Consider the following 16,535-nt stretch of genomic DNA (forward strand, 5'->3'; position numbering starts at 1 on the left):
CCGAGCGCTGCCTCTTCGACGAACAGCTACTGGGGGTAGCAACCATATGACCAAGAAGACGCGGATCCGGGTCGCGCGCATCGCCGCCGGCGCCGTGATCGCCGCGGGTGCCTCGCTGACCGTGGCCGGCGTGGCCCAGGCCGTCGACGGCAACGAGGGTGGCGAGAGCGGGCTTGTCTCCACCCTGGACGGCGAAGAGCCCGGCGATGTCTGCGAGCTCTTCCCGACCAACCCTGAGTGCACGGACGACGGCGAGAACCCGGACAACCCGGGTGGTGAGAACCCCGACAACCCGGGTGGTGAGAACCCGGACAACCCCGGTGGTGAGAACCCCGACAACCCGGGCGGTGAGAACCCCGACAACCCGGGTGGTGAGAACCCGGACAACCCCGGTGGTGAGAACCCCGACAACCCGGGCGGTGAGAACCCCGACAACCCGGGTGGCGGTTCCGGCAACGGCGGCAACGGCAACGGCAACGGCAACGGCGGCAACGGCAACGGCGGCTCTGGCAACGGCGGCTCGGACAACGCCAACGGCGGCGGTTCCGGCAACGCCAGCGGCGGCTCGAACAGCAACTCCGGCGGTGGCAACTCCAACACCGACACCAACGGCGGCGGCAACGACAACTCCGCCCAGGAGGCCGGTACCTCCGCGCTGACCGACACCTCCGAGACCTCGGGCTCGGGCGGCGGCTCCTCCAACACCAACGCCCAGGGCGGTGGCAAGGAGCTCGCCGAGACCGGTGCCGGTGAGACCACCTTCCTGATCATCGGTGCCGCCACCATGATCGCCGGTGGCGTCGGCTTCCGTGTCCTCCCGCGCCTCGCCGCGGGCCGGGGTGCCGCCGCCTGACGGTCGACGTACCGTAGGCGGTCCCTTACGGGACGTAGACGCGCCTCAGTGTGAAAGACATGAAAGAAGAGGCCCGGAGCAGCCGGCTCCGGGCCTCTTCAGCGCTCTTGCGTGGCCGTGGGCGTCACACGTGCGCCAGCAGGGCCACCGCCGCCACCAGCACCGCCAGCAGCGCGATCAGGGCCATCGGGTTCAGCCCCGCGAAGAAATTCTCCTGCTGCAGCCGCTCGCGGTTCGCACGGCACACCGGGCACCGGCCCTCGCTCACGGGCGCCGCGCAGTTCGCGCACACCAACCGGTCGTACGTCATGCGCCTCGCCCTCCTCGCACCGGTTCTGCTCCGTACAACGCCGACGGAAACCCGAACGTTCCCCTACCACTGTGCCAGGTTCCCGCGGAGCGTGCGCGGGGCCTCGGTCAAGGGGGCGAGGGGCCTTCCTCACCCCGGACGGGTACCCCGCCGACAAATGCGCACAACCCGCCCCCAACCCCGTACGGCGCCTGCGCTCGCGTGCCCAGGTCGCGTATGGTCACGCCATCTACCCCCGGCGACCCGTGGTGCACCCGTGATCCGATTCGACAACGTCTCCAAGGTCTACCCCAAGCAGACCCGTCCAGCCCTCAGGGATGTCTCCCTGGAGGTCGAGAAGGGCGAGTTCGTGTTCCTCGTCGGGTCCTCCGGCTCCGGAAAGTCCACCTTCCTGCGGCTGGTCCTCCGCGAGGAGCGGGCCAGTCACGGGCAGGTGCACGTCCTGGGCAAGGACCTCGCCCGCCTCTCCAACTGGAAGGTGCCGCAGATGCGCCGCCAGCTGGGGACCGTCTTCCAGGACTTCCGGCTGCTGCCGAACAAGACGGTCGGCGAGAACGTCGCCTTCGCGCAGGAGGTCATCGGCAAGTCCCGCGGTGAGATCCGCAAGTCCGTGCCCCAGGTCCTCGACCTCGTCGGGCTCGGCGGCAAGGAGGACCGGATGCCGGGCGAGCTCTCCGGTGGTGAGCAGCAGCGTGTCGCCATCGCGCGGGCCTTCGTCAACCGGCCGAAGCTGCTGATCTGCGACGAGCCGACCGGCAACCTCGACCCGCAGACCTCCGTCGGCATCATGAAGCTGCTGGACCGGATCAACCGGACCGGCACCACCGTGGTGATGGCGACGCACGACCAGAACATCGTGGACCAGATGCGCAAGCGCGTCATCGAGCTGGAGAAGGGCCGTCTCGTGCGTGACCAGGCGCGCGGCGTCTACGGCTACCAGCACTGAGACCGCCCGCCCCCCTCCCGCACCTGTGCACCTGTTCCACGGAAAGGCTTGATCCGTCGCCATGCGCGCCCAGTTCGTACTGTCCGAGATCGGTGTCGGTCTCCGCCGCAACCTGACGATGACGTTCGCCGTCATCGTCTCCGTGGCCCTGTCCCTGGCGCTCTTCGGTGGGTCGCTGCTGATGAGCGACCAGGTCAGCACCATGAAGGGCTACTGGTACGACAAGGTCAACGTCTCGATCTTCCTCTGCAACAAGAGCGACGCCGCGTCCGACCCGAACTGTGCCAAGGGCGCCGTCACCGAGGACCAGAAGAAGGAGATCCTCGGTGACCTGAAGAAGATGACGGTCGTCGACACGGTCTCCTACGAGTCGCAGGACGAGGCCTACAAGCACTACAAGGAGCAGTTCGGCGACTCCCCGCTGGCCGCCTCCCTCACCCCGGACCAGATGCAGGAGTCGTACCGGGTCAAGCTGAAGGACCCGGAGAAGTACCAGGTCATCGCGACCGCCTTCGACGGGCGCGAGGGCGTGCAGTCGGTGCAGGACCAGAAGGGCATCCTGGACAACCTCTTCCAGCTGCTCAACGGCATGAACTGGGCCGCGCGCGCGGTGATGGCCCTGATGCTCGTCGTGGCGCTCATGCTGATCGTCAACACGGTGCGCGTCTCGGCGTTCAGCCGCAGGCGTGAAACCGGGATCATGCGCCTGGTCGGTGCCTCGGGCTTCTACATCCAGGCACCGTTCATCGCCGAGGCCGCGGTCGCCGGCCTCATCGGCGGCACCGTCGCCTGCGGATTCCTGGTGATCGCACGGTACTTCATCATCGATCACGGACTCGCGCTGTCGGACAAGCTGACGCTGATCAACTTCATCGGCTGGGACGCGGTGCTGAAGTACCTGCCCCTCATCCTGATGACCAGTCTCCTGATGCCCGCCCTGGCAGCGTTCTTCGCGCTGCGCAAGTACCTCAAGGTGTGACGCTTGCCAAGAGGGCCGTACGGGCAAGTCGCCGTACGGCCCTTTTCGTTCCCCTAGACTCACCGCCATGTCAGGTCGTGACCTGTTCTGCCAGCCCCGCCGTCTCGGCCGCGGGGCTCTCCTGACGTTGGTGTTCGCCGGGGTGCTGGCGGCCGGGGCGGCCACCGGGTCGCTGCCGGGGGACACCGGGCAGGGCCGGGACGCGGCGGAGGGCGAGGCGCGGCAGGCGGCCGCGCCGACCGCGCGGCACGCCGAGGTCGCCGAGGCCGCCGCCGAGGCGCTGGCCGACGGGAAGTCGCCCGCCGAGGCCGCCGAGCGGGCCGTCAGCCGCAGCGGGGACCGGTGGGGTGCGGTGTACTCCGAGGGCGAGTACGAGGAGTTCGAGCAGGCGCTGGACGGGCGCTACACCGGCGTCGGGCTGTGGACCCGCCAGGAGGGCGACGGACGGATCGAGGTGATCCGGGTGAGCGGCGGGTCGCCCGCGGCGCAGGCCGGGCTGCGCGCCGGGGACCGCCTGGTCAGCGTCGACGGCCGCAAGGTCGACGGGCTGCCCGTCACGGAGGTCGTCTCCCTGCTGCGCGGCGACGCCACCGAGGCGGGCGCCGGTACGGCCGTCACCCTCGGTGTGCAGCGCGGCACGCGCGCGTGGCGCGAGACGCTGCGCCGGGCCAGCCTGTCCACCGAGTCCGTCACGGTGCGGCAGCTCGCCGACGGGGTCACCGTGATCCGGCTCGGCGCGTTCACCAAGGGCGTCGGCAGGACCGTACGGACCGCCGTGCGCGAGGCACCGGCCGGCGCCGGGATCGTGCTCGACCTGCGCGGCAACTCGGGGGGCCTGGTCACCGAGGCCGTCACCGCGGCGTCCGCCTTCCTGGACGGCGGGCTGGTCGCCACCTACGACGTCGACGGCGACCAGCGCGCCCTGCACGCCGACACCGGCGGCGACACCGACCGGCCCCTGGTCACGCTGGTCGACGGCGGCACCATGAGCGCGGCCGAGCTGCTCACCGGCGCGCTGCAGGACCGGGGCCGCGCGGTCGTCGTGGGGTCGCGGACCTTCGGCAAGGGCTCGGTGCAGATGCCGAGCCGGCTGCCCGACGGCTCCGTGGCGGAGCTGACCGTCGGCCACTACCGCACCCCGTCCGGCCGGGCGGTCGACGGCAGGGGCATCACCCCCGACCTGGACACGGACGGGTCGGACACGGCGGCGCTGCGGCAGGCGCGGACGGTGCTCAGCGGGCTGGGCGGCAAGGCCGCGGAATCCGCCCGCTGAGCCGGCCGAGCGGCCGTTGAGCGGCCGTTGAGCACCCGCTGAGCAGCCGTTGAGTGACTGCCGGGCGGCCGGTGGGCGGCCGGTGGGTGACGGGTGAGCGGCTGCCGAGCGGCCGTCGCCGCCGCCGAGCCCGTTAATCGGCTTCCCGCCGACCCCCTGCCTGGTGCCAAAATGGACGGCACTATGAGCAAGGGAATGTACGTACCCAAGGAGTCCCAGCCCAAGCAGGGCGGCGGGACGGCCGCGAAGGCCAAGGACGGCGAGAAGGGCGGCGGCCGCAAGATCGTCGCGCAGAACAAGAAGGCGCGGCACGACTACGCGATCATCGACACCTACGAGGCCGGTCTGGTGCTCACCGGGACCGAGGTGAAGTCGCTGCGGCAGGGCCGGGCGTCGCTGGCCGACGGGTTCGTCCAGGTGGACGGGGGTGAGGCGTGGCTGTTCAACGCGCACATCCCCGAGTACAGCCAGGGCAGCTGGACCAACCACTCCGCGCGCCGCAAGCGCAAGCTGCTGCTGCACCGCGAGGAGATCGACAAGCTGGCGGTCAAGGCGGAGGAGACGGGTCACACCATCGTGCCGCTCGCCCTGTACTTCAAGGACGGCCGGGCGAAGGCCGAGATCGGGCTCGCGCGCGGCAAGAAGGAGTACGACAAGCGGCAGACGCTGCGCGAGCAGCAGGACCGGCGCGAGGCGGCCCGCGCGATCGCGGCGGCGAAGCGCAGGCAGCGGGGCGCGTAGCGGGGGCGGGCCGGCCGGGGAATACGCTGGCATCGGCCCGCGTTGGTCACGTACGATGGCACCTGCACCTCACAGCGGGTGCGCGGTTTGAAAAAACAACATGGGGATGATCGGTTTCGACAGCGGATGTCGAAGCAGGGGAAGCGTGTCGAGGAAGCGGCCATGATCTCGTAAACCACAGGCCGAAACCAATAATCGCCAACACCAAGCGCGATTCCTCCTCGTTCGCCCTCGCTGCCTAATCAGCAGCTGAGCGAACTCTCATAGGAGTGTCAGCCCGGGGCTGTTCCCGACCCGGATCCTGGCATCAGCTAGGGGACTAAACCTTGATCCCGGTCACGGGGTGAAGAGGGAAACCAAACAGTGACTGGGCCCGTCGGCGACTTGTTCGCGTGATCGCCGGGGCCGAGAAAAGCACAGCGAACTGCACACGGAGAAGCCCTGGTTCCGCACCGTTGGACGCGGGTTCGATTCCCGCCATCTCCACAATCTCCATGTAGCCGAGGGCCCGGTGGTCGCACAGACCGCCGGGCCCTCGGCGTTGTCCGGGCGCCCGCTCACCGGGGGCCCAGCAGCGCCGGCCAGTCCTGCCGGCTGGCCCAGTCGTCGAAGCCGTGCCAGCGGACCTCGGGATGGGCGCGGCGCAGTCCGGCGACATCGACGTCGAGGCCGGCGGTGGTGAAGTACGCGAACATGGCGGCCAGATCCTCGGAATGGCCGCGGACCTCCCGCAGGGGCACCTCCCGGTGGACGACCGGGCGGCCGGTGGTGGCGGTCAGCACCTCTGCCATCTGCCGGGGTGTGCGGGTGTCGGAGGCGATGTCGATGCGGCGGCCGGTGAACTCGGCGCGGCGGCGCAGGGCGAGCGCGGCGAACGCGCCGATGTCGGCGGCCGGGATCAGGGTGAGGGGCAGGTCGGCGGGCATCGGCCAGGCGAAGGTGCCCTCGCGCAGCTCTGCGAGGGCCCAGCCGGAGGCGTAGTTGTCCATGAAGGCGGCGGGGGCGATCACGGTCCAGGGCACGCCGGACGCGCACAGGTACCGCTCGACGGCGTGCTTGCTGTCGTAGTGCGGGACGCCGGTGCCGCGGTCGGCGTGGGCGGCGGAGGTGAGGACGACATGGCCGAGGCGGGCGGCCGCCGCGGCGTCGACGAGGGTCATGCCCTGGCGTGTCTCGGTGGCGGTGTCGGTGCCGAAGGGGGTGGTGACCGCGAACAACGCGTCCGCGCCGGTGAGGGCGGCGTCGAGGGAGGCGCGGTCGTCGAAGTCGGCGTGCCGGACGTCGGCGCCGAGGCCGCGCAGGGCGTCGGCGGCGGGGGAGCCGGGGTGGCGGGTCAGGGCGCGGACCCGGTGGCCGGCGGCCAGCAGGGCGCGGGCGGTGGCTCCGCCCTGGGCGCCGGTGGCTCCGGTGACGGCGACGGTGGGCATGAGGTCTCCTGGGAGGACGGTCCCCGGTGGGACGTTAGAATTACTGCGTAACGCATTAGCTGCGTCGCGCAGCAGAATAGCCCGGGATTGCTGCGCCGCGCAGCGAATTAGGAGGGTGAGCCGTCCCGTGACCGATCCGTGCCGAGCCCGGCTGCACGAGGAGCTGTCCAAGGAGTCACGCCGCTATCTCGCGGTGTGCGTCCTGTTCAACCAGGCCGTCGCCGACCACCTGGGGCTCCATCCGACCGACGTCCAGGCCCTGAGCCTGCTGACCGCCGAGCCCGCACCCCTCACCGTGCGGCAGATCGCCGACCTGACCGGCCTCACCACCGGCTCCGCCACCCGCCTGGTCGACCGCCTCGAACGCGACGGCTACGTCTCCCGCACCCCCGACCCGCACGACCGCCGCCGGGTCCTGGTCACCCCCGTGCCCGCCCGCCTCGCCCGGGTCGCCGCGCTCTGGGACGACCTGGGCCGCACCTGGCAGCTCCTCACCGACGACCACACCGACGACGAACTCGAGGTCGTCATCCGCCACTTCCGCAAGGCGAACGCCCTCAGCCGCACCCAGCTCGCCCACCTGCGCTCCCGGCCGCGGCCGGAGTGACGTGCCGACGGGGGTGGGGCGTCCGGGGGGCACCCCGGCCCGCTGCGGCCACATCGGTGATCTTGACCAGCAGTCCCACCGCCAGCAGTCCCACCGCCATGCCCTCGGCGAACCGGGGGGTGCTGCGCGATGTACGGGTTGATCACACGCACACCCGCGGGCCGCGCGCGTGCAGCCGGGCCAGCATGCCCTCCGGGCCGGTGAGCGCCCGCTCGGGGAACTCGCGTTCCCGGATGCCGTCGATGAATGAGGTCACCGTCTCCTCGTCGCGCCGGACGGGACCCGTGCGGCCGGTACGGAGATGACGAGCGCCACGGCCGCCGCCGTGACCGGCACGCCGTATCCGACCGTGGGGGACAGATGCTCGGCCACCCAGCCGCCGAGCGCGCTGCCGCCCGCGATGCCGCCGAGGAGGCCGGTCACCGCGAGCGTCATGCCCTCGTTGAGCCGCCCCTCGGGGGTGCGCTGCTGGACCAGCGTCATGTTGGTGATCATCGTGGGGGCGGTCGCCATGCCCGCGACCAGCACGGCCGCGGCCAGCACCGGCAGCGAGCCGGTCAGTGACGCGGCGAGCAGCGGCAGCGTCAGCAGCGCCGCCATCGCCGCCACACACCACGGGTAGCGGCGCTCGGCGGGCCCGGCCGGCTTCACCGCCCCGTACACCAGCCCCGCCCCACACGACCCGGCGGCCTGCAGCGCGAGGATCGGACCCGCCGCCGTGCGGTGGCCGAGCCCGTCGGCGAAGGCGATGGTGACGACCTCCGTGGCGCCGAACACCGCGCCCATCGTGAGGCAGACGGCCAGCAGGGGCCGCATGCCCGCGGCGCGCAGCGGCGAGTCCCGGCGCCGCTCCCCGCGCGGCGCGGGCCGCACCGGCGGCTGAGTCGAGCGCTGGGCGGTGAACAGCACCACCCCGGTCACCAGCAGGACCACCCCGACGAGCGTGCCCGCCTCCGGGAAGAACGTCCCGCACAGGAACGCCGCCAGGACCGGGCCCAGCATGAAGCACAGCTCGTCGACGGCCTGCTCGAAGGAGTTCGCGGTGTGCAGGGCGGCGGCGTCGCCCCGCAGCAGGTGCCGCCAGCGGGCGCGGGACATCCCGCCGGTGTTGGGGGTGGTCGCGGTGGCGGCGTACGCGGCGAACAGCGTCCAGTCGGGGGCGCCGTGGCGCACGCAGAGCAGCAGGGCCAGCGAGCCCAGCGCCGCGAGGAGCGCGGCGGGCAGGGCGATCCGGGCCTGGCCGTACCGGTCGACCAGCCGCGCGGTCCACGGGGCGACCAGCGCGGTCGCGGCGAGCCCGGTGGCGGTGACGGCGCCCGCGAGGGCGTACGAGCCGCGGCTGCCGGCGATCATCACGATCGCGCTCACGCCGAACATGCCCATGGGGAGCCGGGCGATCAGGTTGCCGGCGGTGAAGGCGCGGGCGCCGGGGGTGGCGAGGAGACGGCGGTACGGGCCGGGGCCGCGGGCGGGGCGGCGGGTCCTGGGGGCCAGGTCGACGGTGACCAGGGCGTCGGCGGTGACGGTGTGGAGGCGCTGCGGAGGGGAGGGGGCGGACGGGGGACGTGCGGGTGTGGGCGGCATGGGGCAACCGTCCCGCCGCGGCGATCACCGCGTCCAACACCTGAAAGCGCCCGATTCACGCACCTGGATTGTCAATGGCGGAGCGCCGCACCCGCGTTGTAGTTTCGCCCGGTGCCCGCCCACCTCGACCCCCGCCTCCTGAGCGCCTTCCTCGCCGTCGCCGAGGAACTGCACTTCACCCGTGCCGCCGCCCGGCTGTATGTCGCCCAGCAGGCCCTCAGTCGCGACGTGCGGCGCCTGGAGCGGGAGTTGGGCACCGAGCTGTTCGTACGGACCACCCGGCAGGTGACACTGACCCCCGACGGACAGCGGCTCGTCCCGTACGCCCGCCGTGTGCTGTCGGCGCAGGAGGACCTGCTCACCGCCTTCGGCCAGGCCCGCCCGCTCCTCGTCGACCTGAACTCCCCCGGCCTGGCCACCGGACGCCGGGTGCTGGCGCGGGCCCGGCAACTCGTGCCCGAACTGGAGCTGATGGCCCGCTACGAGAGCGGGCTGACCGGCGCGGCGGTCGAGATCCTGGCGGGGCGCCTGGACGCGTCGTTCGGCCGGTTCGCCGGCCTGGACCCGGCGCTGCGGTCCGGGCTGGAGCACCAGCCGCTGCGCTGGGAGCCGATGGCGGTCATGCTGCCCGAGGACCACCGGCTGGCCGGGCTCGCGCGGGTGCCCCTGTCGGCGCTCGCGGGGGAGCGCGTGTACGCCGGGGCCGGGAACCCGCGCACCCCGGAGTGGACCGACCTCGCGCACCGGCTGTTCGACGGCCGGGGCATCGAGGTCGCGCCGCCGGCGCCGCTGGCCGTGGGGGACGAGGAGTTCCGGCGGCTCATCGAGAAGAACGGGACGTCCGTGCTCGTGGTGGTGGGCTTCCCGGCCCTGCCGGGCACGGTGGTCCGGCCGCTCGTCGACCCCGTCCCGCTGTCCCCCGTGTCCCTGGTGTGGCGCAGGGGGCTGATCCACCCGGCGCTCGCCGCGCTGCGGCGGGCGGCGGCCGAGCTGACGGAGGCGGAGTCGTGGCTGGGGGTGCCCGGCGGAGCGTGGCTTCCCGATCTCGACATGGACACGATGTCCGGCCGGGCTCGTGACCTCGGGTGAGCCCGTCCGAGGGCCTCGGCCACGGCAACGGCTCCTTCGCGCCGCGCGTCCGCATCGGCGCCGGCTGGAACACCTCCGACCACCTCGCCGCCCTCGGCGACGCCGACCGCGAGGGCCGCCCCGACCTGTATGCGACCCGGCTGGGCGACGAGGGCCACGAACCCTACCTCTACCGGGGCACCGGAGCCTGGCGCGCCCCGTTCGCCCCCCCGGGCCCAGATCGGCATGCTCTTCCTGCGTCTGCGCCCGTACGACCTGTTCGTCTGAAACGAAGGAAACCCGCCCCTTGCGTGCCTCGTCGGCGCGCCGGAGAACCGCTGTGGGGCGAGCCACGCGCGGAGGCCGGAAGGAACCGTGCCGTGCGGGTGGGGCGTGGAGACTGGCGAGGCATGTGGTCCACACAGTGCCGCCGGTCCGCAGGGACCCGACAGGAGGACACCACCGATGACATACCCTCCCGCGCAGCCGCCGCAGGACGGACAGGGCCCTGGAGACGGATACGGAGCAGGGCCGTACGGGCCGCCGCCGCAGAGGCCGGACGGTGCGGGACATCAGCCGAACCCGTACGGGACGACCCCGGTCGGCGGGCAGCCGACGGCACCGATACCGGGGCCGTACGGGACCCCGCCGGGGCCCGGGGCGCAGCCCCCGTACGGTACGACCCCGCCTCCCGGGGGGCAGCCGCCGTACGGACAGACCCCTTACCCGCAGGCCCCGTACGGGCCGACGGGGTACCCGCCCGCGCCGCCCGGCGGCGGGAGCGGGAAGCGGCGTACGGCGCTGATCGTCGGCGCGGCCGTCACCGCCGTCGTCCTGGTCGTGGGCGGGGTGTTCCTGGCGACGAGGGGGGACGACGGGGACGGGGGGACGGCCAAGGGCGCCGAGAGCACGTCCGCCGCGCCGACCGTGTCGGACAGCCCTACCGACGAGCCGACCGAGGAGCCGACGGCCGAGCCCACCGACGAACCGAGCGACGACCCGCTCGACGAGCCGACCGAGGAACCCGCCGACGACCCCGGACCGGCCCCCGCCACCGGCTTCGTCGGGCAGTGGCGGGAGCCCGGCGGCGCGCTGCTCACCGTCGGGCAGCAGTACACGTCCGGCGAGTACAAGGGGAAGTACCCGCTCAACATCCTCGGCGGCGAGGAGGGCATCCTCATGGGCATGGGCGCGGACGCCGGCGGCGGGACCTTCCGCATCGCCGTGGCGCCGTACGGCAGCACCGACAAGAGCGAGCTGCGGGCGGGGACCTGCACGCGCGTCGGCGACTCCGTGAAGATCGCCTGGGACAAGGGCGGCACCGACACCCTGGAGTGGACCGGCTGACGCGGGACACCGAGCCGCCGCACCTCTCACCCGGCCCGGGGCCGTGGTGAGAGCAACGTTCCCTTCCGGTCACCCACAGCCACAGCGTCGAAACGCGGTCTTCCTACCTTCGGGACTCAGCCACTCGTAGCGCGATGCGAGTCCCGGAGACCGTGGAGGCCTGACATGACAGCCCCGACCAGTGCCGGCGCACCCCACAAGGGGTCCCGCTGGATCGAGCAGTGGGACCCCGAGGACGAGACGTTCTGGGAGTCGCAGGGCAAGCACATCGCCCGCCGCAACCTGACCTTCTCGGTGATCTCCGAGCACATCGGCTTCTCCGTGTGGAGCATGTACTCCGTCCTGGCCCTGTTCATGGGCCCGGAGTACGGCATCGACCCGGCCGGCAAGTTCTTCCTGGTCGCCGTGGCCTCCCTGGTCGGCGCCGTGCTGCGGGTGCCGTACGGCTTCGCGGTGGCCCGGTTCGGCGGCCGGAACTGGACGATCTTCAGCGCGGGCCTGCTGCTGGTGCCGACCACGGCCCTGCTGCTCGTCATGGAGCCCGGCACCTCGTACACCACCTTCATGATCGTCGCGATCCTGACCGGTGTCGGCGGGGCCAACTTCGCCTCCTCCATGACCAACATCAACAACTTCTACCCGCTGCGCCTGAAGGGCTGGGCGCTCGGCATGAACGCGGGCGGCGGCAACATCGGCGTCGCCGTGGTGCAGCTGCTCGGTCTGCTGGTCATCGGAGTCGCCGGCGCCGGCCACCCGCGGGTGCTGCTGTCGGTCTACCTGCCGCTCATCGTGCTGGCGACCGTCCTCAGCGCCCGCTCCATGGACAACCTCGCGCCCGTGCGCAACGACACCGGCGCCGCCAAGGAGGCCGTGCGCAGCCCGCACACCTGGATCATGTCCGTCCTCTACATCGGCACCTTCGGCTCCTTCATCGGCTACAGCTTCGCCTTCGGCCTGGTCCTGCAGAACCAGTTCGGGCGGACCCCCCTGCAGGCGGCCTCGCTCACCTTCATCGGCCCGCTGCTGGGCTCGCTGATCCGGCCCGTCGGCGGCCGGCTGGCGGACCGGCTCGGCGGGGCCAGGGTCACCCTGTGGAACTTCGGGCTGATGGCCGTCGCCGCGGCCGGTGTCGTCATCGCCTCCGTGCAGGAGTCGCTGCCGCTGTTCATCGGCTCCTTCATCGTGCTGTTCATCCTGACCGGCATCGGCAACGGCTCGACGTTCAAGATGATCCCGGGCATCTACCGCGCCAAGGCCGCCGCGATCGGCCTGACCGGCGAGGCCGCGGACGTCTACGGGCGGCGGCTGTCCGGGGCGTCCATGGCGCTCATCGGCGCGGTCGGCGGACTCGGCGGACTCGGCATCAACCTCTCGCTGCGCCAGTCCTTCCTCTCCGTCGGCTCCGGCACCGGTGCCTTCGCCGGCTTCCTCGCCTACTACGGTGTCTGCTTCGTGGTCACCTGGGCCGTATACCTTCGCCGGCCCGCGGCCACCACCGAGGCGATCTCCGCCAAGGAGACGAAGCCGCAGCTCAGCTATGCCGAGGTGTGACGTAACACCGGCGACATGAAGCCGATCCGAGCCTGTCACGGACCGTTGACAGGCTCGATCGGCATGTGGGCACGCCGTGCCTCCTGCAGGACACGACTCAAGCGCGGGACGAGAGTTATGTACGACGAACGACAGCGACCGGAACACGGGCCCCTCGCGGGATTCACCGTGGGCGTGACGGCCGCGCGCCGCGCCGACGAGCTGGGGGCGCTCCTCCAGCGGCGCGGTGCCGCCGTGCTGCACGCGCCGGCCCTGCGCATCGTGCCGCTCGCGGACGACGGCGAGCTGCTCGCGGCCACCAAGGGCCTCATCGACCAGGCGCCGGACGTGGTGGTGGCGACCACCGCGATCGGGTTCCGGGGGTGGGTGGAGGCCGCCGACGGCTGGGGACTCGGCGAGGCGCTCCTCGACCGGCTGCGCGCGGTGGAGCTGCTCGCCCGCGGGCCCAAGGTCAAGGGCGCCGTCCGCGCCGCGGGGCTGACCGAGGACTGGTCGCCGTGCAGCGAGTCCATGGCCGAGGTGCTGGACCGGCTGCTCGCCGAGGGCGTCGCCGGGCGCCGGGTCGCCGTCCAGCTGCACGGCGAGCCGCTGCCCGGCTTCGTGGAGGCGCTGCGCGCGGCCGGGGCCGAGGTGGTGGGTGTGCCGGTGTACCGCTGGATGCCGCCGGAGGACATCGGGCCGGTGGACCGGCTGCTGGACGCGACCGTCTCGCGTGGCCTGGACGCGGTGACCTTCACCAGCGCCCCCGCCGCCGCGTCACTGCTCTCCCGCGCGGAGGAGCGCGGCCTGCTGCCGGAGCTGCTGTCCGCCCTGCACCACGACGTCCTGCCGGCCTGCGTCGGCCCCGTGACGGCCCTGCCGCTGCAGGCCCGCGGGGTGGACACCCTGCAGCCGGAGCGGTTCCGGCTCGGCCCGCTGGTGCAGCTGCTGTGCCAGGAGCTGCCGGGCCGGGCACGGTCACTGCCGGTCGCCGGGCACCGGGTGGAGATCCGGGGCCACGCGGTCCTGGTCGACGGCGACCTCAAGCCGGTGCCCCCGGCCGGGATGTCCCTCCTGCGGGCGCTCTCCCGCCGCCCGGGGTGGGTCGTGCCCCGCGCCGACCTGCTGCGCGCCCTCCCGGGCACCGGCCGCGACGAACACGCCGTCGAGACGGCCATGGCCCGGCTGCGCACCGCCCTCGGCGCCCCCAGACTCATCCAGACCGTCGTCAAACGCGGCTACCGCCTGGCCCTGGACCCGGCGGCGGACGCGAAGTACGCGGACGCCTGAGGGAGTTCGCGGTACGCGGTTCCTGGTACGCGGTTCCTGGTACGCGGTTCCTGGTACGCGGTTCGCGGTACGTGGGTCCACGACCACGACCACGACCAGGACCAGGACCAGGCCCACGTCCACGTCCGCGTCCCGGTTCGCCGACCGGTGACCGGTGACGTCCCACCGGAGACGGAGGCGGAGAGGGCGCGGCGGCGGACGCGGGTGCCGGGGGGTTTCGGGAGACGGAGCGGGCAGGCACTGTGGGAGGGGTACTCGCTCCTACCTAGGCGGTGACGGGCGCATGACACTGGGTGCGGCCACGGGACGGTACGAGCTGCGGTTCGACACGGGCCGGGTCTGTCTGGACCTGCTGGCGACCGCGCACCCCGTCGAACGGCTCGACTCCCCGGCCGCGCTGCGCGCCTGGATCACCGGCAGCGGCCTCGTCCCCCGCGCGACGCAGCTGCCGGCGGCCGACGCCTCCTGGCTGCACGGCTTCCGGGAACTGCGCGCCCAGGTGGGCCGGTTGGTGCACGCCTGGCTCGGCGGCGACGGCCGCGACCCGTACGGCCCCGCGCTCGCCCGCGTCAACGACCTCGCCCGCCCCGCGCCCCCCGCCCCCCGTGCCGTACCCGCGGAAGACGGCACCCTGGTGCGCGAGTTGGCCGCGCCGCCGGAGTGCGCCGCGCTGCTCGCGGCCGTCGCCCGGGACGCCATCGCGCTGCTCACCGACCCCGACGCCCGGACCGGCCTGCGCCAGTGCGCCGGGGACAACTGCCCCGTGGTGTACGTCGACACCTCGCGCGGGCGGCGCAGGCGCTGGTGCTCCAGCGAACTGTGCGGCAACCGCGAGCGCGTGGCCCGCCATCGGCGCCGTTCCGCCCTCACCTCCGGCGTGTTGCCGGAGTGATTTCGGCAACACCCGGTTTCCGTGCGGCGCTTCGCGGGCAGCCCGGCCGCCCTTGACGATGTGGCGGAAATGTAAAGAGGCTGGTGGGGGAATGTGCGCTCATGTCCTGTCTCGTCAGGTCACCCCGAAGAAAACTGTCGTCTCGGTTTGAACACGCAACCGGCCCGCTGCGTACGGGTGGTGGAGCGACCGAGTGGGGGAACCCCCGGACACCGGAGGTGGGCGTGCGCAAGGATGCGGCCGTGGCCAATGAACGTGGAACGAGGGCCCGACATCGCATGTCCGCACCCTCGGAACCTGACGAGGACCTGATGCGTGCGCTCTACCGGGAGCACGCCGGACCGCTCCTCGCGTATGTCCTGCGCCTGGTCGCCGGAGACCGGCAGCGTGCCGAGGACGTCGTGCAGGAAACGCTCATCCGTGCCTGGAAGAACGCCGGCCAGCTCAATCGAGCGACCGGATCTGTACGCCCCTGGCTGGTGACGGTCGCGCGCCGCATCGTCATCGACGGCCACCGCAGCCGGCAGGCCCGGCCGCAGGAGGTCGACCCGTCGCCGCTGGAGGTCATCCCCGCGGAGGACGAGATCGACAAGGCGCTGTGGTTGATGACGTTGTCGGACGCGCTGGACGACCTGACCCCGGCCCACCGGGAGGTGCTCGTCGAGACGTACTTCAAGGGGCGTACGGTCAACGAGGCGGCCGAGACCCTGGGTATCCCCAGCGGCACCGTCCGCTCACGGGTCTTCTATGCCCTGCGGTCGATGAAGCTGGCTCTGGAGGAGCGGGGGGTGACGGCGTGATGAGTATGTACGGGGGATTCGGCACGGGTGGTTCGGGTATGTCTGGCCCCATGCAGGGAGCCGCACAGGGATCGCCGACCCCGAGCGAACACGAGACCGTCGGCGCCTACGCCCTCGGGATTCTCGACGACGCCGAGGCAACCGCTTTCGAAGCGCATCTGGCGGGCTGCGAGTGGTGCGCCCAGCAGCTCGACGAGCTGGCCGGGATGGAACCCGTGCTCGCCGCCCTCGCGGACCTGCCGGGCTCCGGCACACCCGCCATCGGCGAGTCCCTGTCCGCCAGGCCCGGCCCCCGGCTGGTGGAGCGGCTGGTCGACGAGGTCTCCGAACGCCGCGCCCTCAAGCGCCGCCGCTCCTTCTACATGGTGGCCGCCGCGGCCGCGCTGATCATCGCCGGCCCGCTGGCCGTCATGGCGACCGGCGGCGACGGCGGTACCTCGGAGCAGCCCACGGTGCTCGCCAGTTCCGCCAAGCAGACCTTCGACAAGATGCCCGACAAGGTGACCGGCACCGACCCGTCCACCCAGGTCAGCGGCACCGTCGCCACCGCCCCCAAGGCGTGGGGCACCGAGGTCGTGCTGGAGCTGAAGAACGTCAAGGGCCCCGAGCGCTGCTCCGTGATCGCCGTCGGCAAGAACGGCGAACGCGACACGGCCGCCTCCTGGACCGTCCCGGAATGGGGCTACGGCATCCCCGGCGCCACCTCCGAGAAGGCCAAGAACCCCCTGTACATCCAGGGCGGCACCTCCTTCGACGCCAACGACATCGACCACTACGAGGTCATGACCTTCGACGGCAAGAAGCTGGTGGAGATCGACGCGTAGCTTCCGCGCACGGGTCCCCTTCGCGTACGGTTGACGGCTGCCCAGCACGTCAGAAGGGGGCCCG

16 protein-coding genes and 1 other RNA gene are annotated in these 16,535 nt (G+C 72.4%); 14 read left to right on the top strand and 3 right to left on the bottom strand.

Annotation, left to right across the window (positions count from 1 at the left end; all coding sequences use genetic code 11):
- Positions 1 to 46 precede the first annotated feature (46 nt).
- Entirely contained in the window at positions 47 to 853 is an 807-nt protein-coding gene (locus ACSLTV_RS19075) for a hypothetical protein (protein WP_435612533.1), read from the top strand.
- Positions 854 to 977: 124 nt separating this feature from the next.
- Here the strand turns inward: ACSLTV_RS19075 and ACSLTV_RS19080 are convergent, their stop codons facing one another.
- Positions 978 to 1,163 carry a hypothetical protein gene (locus tag ACSLTV_RS19080; protein ID WP_432133314.1) on the bottom strand — a complete coding sequence of 62 codons (186 nt, stop codon included), beginning with the start codon at positions 1,161 to 1,163 and terminating at the stop codon, positions 978 to 980.
- Between the two features lie 256 nt (positions 1,164 to 1,419).
- Between ACSLTV_RS19080 and ftsE the strand changes: the two genes are divergently transcribed.
- The 5 genes from ftsE to ssrA all read left to right on the top strand — a co-directional run bounded on the left by ftsE (position 1,420) and on the right by ssrA (position 5,591).
- A complete protein-coding gene (ftsE, locus tag ACSLTV_RS19085; protein WP_399134684.1) occupies positions 1,420 to 2,109 on the top strand; it encodes a cell division ATP-binding protein FtsE in 690 nt (229 codons plus the stop codon).
- Positions 2,110 to 2,170: 61 nt separating this feature from the next.
- Positions 2,171 to 3,088, top strand: a complete 918-nt coding sequence (gene ftsX, locus ACSLTV_RS19090; RefSeq protein ID WP_435612534.1) for a permease-like cell division protein FtsX — start codon at positions 2,171 to 2,173, stop codon at positions 3,086 to 3,088.
- Between the two features lie 67 nt (positions 3,089 to 3,155).
- Positions 3,156 to 4,361: a S41 family peptidase gene (locus tag ACSLTV_RS19095; RefSeq protein WP_432133312.1), complete on the top strand. Its 1,206-nt coding sequence runs from the start codon at positions 3,156 to 3,158 to the stop codon at positions 4,359 to 4,361.
- 195 nt (positions 4,362 to 4,556) lie between these two features.
- Positions 4,557 to 5,102, top strand: a complete 546-nt coding sequence (smpB, locus tag ACSLTV_RS19100) for an SsrA-binding protein SmpB (protein WP_435612550.1) — start codon at positions 4,557 to 4,559, stop codon at positions 5,100 to 5,102.
- A gap of 102 nt (positions 5,103 to 5,204) precedes the next feature.
- Positions 5,205 to 5,591, top strand: a transfer-messenger RNA (tmRNA) gene (ssrA, locus tag ACSLTV_RS19105).
- Positions 5,592 to 5,659: 68 nt separating this feature from the next.
- Here the strand turns inward: ssrA and ACSLTV_RS19110 are convergent.
- Positions 5,660 to 6,529 (bottom strand): NmrA/HSCARG family protein, encoded by an 870-nt coding sequence (locus tag ACSLTV_RS19110; RefSeq protein ID WP_432133311.1) that lies wholly within the window; start codon positions 6,527 to 6,529, stop codon positions 5,660 to 5,662.
- 127 nt (positions 6,530 to 6,656) lie between these two features.
- On the opposite strand from ACSLTV_RS19110, the gene ACSLTV_RS19115 reads away from it, so the two are divergent.
- On the top strand, positions 6,657 to 7,136 hold the full coding sequence (locus tag ACSLTV_RS19115) for a MarR family winged helix-turn-helix transcriptional regulator (RefSeq protein ID WP_432133310.1): 480 nt from the start codon (positions 6,657 to 6,659) through the stop codon (positions 7,134 to 7,136).
- Between the two features lie 252 nt (positions 7,137 to 7,388).
- On the opposite strand, the gene ACSLTV_RS19120 is transcribed toward ACSLTV_RS19115, so the two are convergent.
- Positions 7,389 to 8,720 (bottom strand): MFS transporter, encoded by a 1,332-nt coding sequence (locus ACSLTV_RS19120; RefSeq protein ID WP_435612535.1) that lies wholly within the window; start codon positions 8,718 to 8,720, stop codon positions 7,389 to 7,391.
- Positions 8,721 to 8,831: 111 nt separating this feature from the next.
- Between ACSLTV_RS19120 and ACSLTV_RS19125 the strand changes: the two genes are divergently transcribed.
- The 7 genes from ACSLTV_RS19125 to ACSLTV_RS19155 all read left to right on the top strand — a co-directional run bounded on the left by ACSLTV_RS19125 (position 8,832) and on the right by ACSLTV_RS19155 (position 16,471).
- Complete coding sequence (locus ACSLTV_RS19125; protein ID WP_432133308.1) at positions 8,832 to 9,809, top strand: LysR family transcriptional regulator; 978 nt, start codon at positions 8,832 to 8,834, stop codon at positions 9,807 to 9,809.
- Positions 9,810 to 10,253: 444 nt separating this feature from the next.
- Entirely contained in the window at positions 10,254 to 11,135 is an 882-nt protein-coding gene (locus ACSLTV_RS19130; RefSeq protein ID WP_435612536.1) for a hypothetical protein, read from the top strand.
- Positions 11,136 to 11,300: 165 nt separating this feature from the next.
- Complete coding sequence (locus tag ACSLTV_RS19135) at positions 11,301 to 12,686, top strand: MFS transporter (RefSeq protein WP_432133305.1); 1,386 nt, start codon at positions 11,301 to 11,303, stop codon at positions 12,684 to 12,686.
- Between the two features lie 117 nt (positions 12,687 to 12,803).
- Positions 12,804 to 13,955 carry a uroporphyrinogen-III synthase gene (locus ACSLTV_RS19140; RefSeq protein ID WP_432133304.1) on the top strand — a complete coding sequence of 384 codons (1,152 nt, stop codon included), beginning with the start codon at positions 12,804 to 12,806 and terminating at the stop codon, positions 13,953 to 13,955.
- Positions 13,956 to 14,238: 283 nt separating this feature from the next.
- Positions 14,239 to 14,847, top strand: a complete 609-nt coding sequence (locus tag ACSLTV_RS19145; protein WP_432133303.1) for a CGNR zinc finger domain-containing protein — start codon at positions 14,239 to 14,241, stop codon at positions 14,845 to 14,847.
- Between the two features lie 218 nt (positions 14,848 to 15,065).
- Positions 15,066 to 15,647: a sigma-70 family RNA polymerase sigma factor gene (locus tag ACSLTV_RS19150; protein ID WP_432133302.1), complete on the top strand. Its 582-nt coding sequence runs from the start codon at positions 15,066 to 15,068 to the stop codon at positions 15,645 to 15,647.
- A gap of 50 nt (positions 15,648 to 15,697) precedes the next feature.
- Positions 15,698 to 16,471, top strand: coding sequence for an anti-sigma factor family protein (locus ACSLTV_RS19155; RefSeq protein WP_432133301.1), 774 nt, complete (start codon positions 15,698 to 15,700; stop codon positions 16,469 to 16,471).
- The last annotated feature ends 64 nt before the right edge of the window (positions 16,472 to 16,535 follow it).

It is taken from the genome of Streptomyces sp. bgisy159 (assembly GCF_965341775.1).
Classification (GTDB): Bacteria; Actinomycetota; Actinomycetes; order Streptomycetales; family Streptomycetaceae; genus Streptomyces.

Bases quoted from the DNA above. Each gene is read 5' to 3' on its own strand.
- ACSLTV_RS19075 (WP_435612533.1), top strand. From the start codon at position 47: ATGACCAAGAAGACGCGGATCCGGGTCGCGCGCATCGCCGCCGGCGCC.
- ACSLTV_RS19080 (WP_432133314.1), bottom strand. From the start codon at position 1,163: ATGACGTACGACCGGTTGGTGTGCGCGAACTGCGCGGCGCCCGTGAGC.
- ftsX (WP_435612534.1), top strand. From the start codon at position 2,171: ATGCGCGCCCAGTTCGTACTGTCCGAGATCGGTGTCGGTCTCCGCCGC.
- ACSLTV_RS19095 (WP_432133312.1), top strand. From the start codon at position 3,156: ATGTCAGGTCGTGACCTGTTCTGCCAGCCCCGCCGTCTCGGCCGCGGG.
- smpB (WP_435612550.1), top strand. From the start codon at position 4,557: ATGTACGTACCCAAGGAGTCCCAGCCCAAGCAGGGCGGCGGGACGGCC.
- ACSLTV_RS19110 (WP_432133311.1), bottom strand. From the start codon at position 6,529: ATGCCCACCGTCGCCGTCACCGGAGCCACCGGCGCCCAGGGCGGAGCC.
- ACSLTV_RS19120 (WP_435612535.1), bottom strand. From the start codon at position 8,720: ATGCCGCCCACACCCGCACGTCCCCCGTCCGCCCCCTCCCCTCCGCAG.
- ACSLTV_RS19130 (WP_435612536.1), top strand. From the start codon at position 10,254: ATGACATACCCTCCCGCGCAGCCGCCGCAGGACGGACAGGGCCCTGGA.
- ACSLTV_RS19135 (WP_432133305.1), top strand. From the start codon at position 11,301: ATGACAGCCCCGACCAGTGCCGGCGCACCCCACAAGGGGTCCCGCTGG.
- ACSLTV_RS19140 (WP_432133304.1), top strand. From the start codon at position 12,804: ATGTACGACGAACGACAGCGACCGGAACACGGGCCCCTCGCGGGATTC.
- ACSLTV_RS19145 (WP_432133303.1), top strand. From the start codon at position 14,239: ATGACACTGGGTGCGGCCACGGGACGGTACGAGCTGCGGTTCGACACG.
- ACSLTV_RS19155 (WP_432133301.1), top strand. From the start codon at position 15,698: ATGCAGGGAGCCGCACAGGGATCGCCGACCCCGAGCGAACACGAGACC.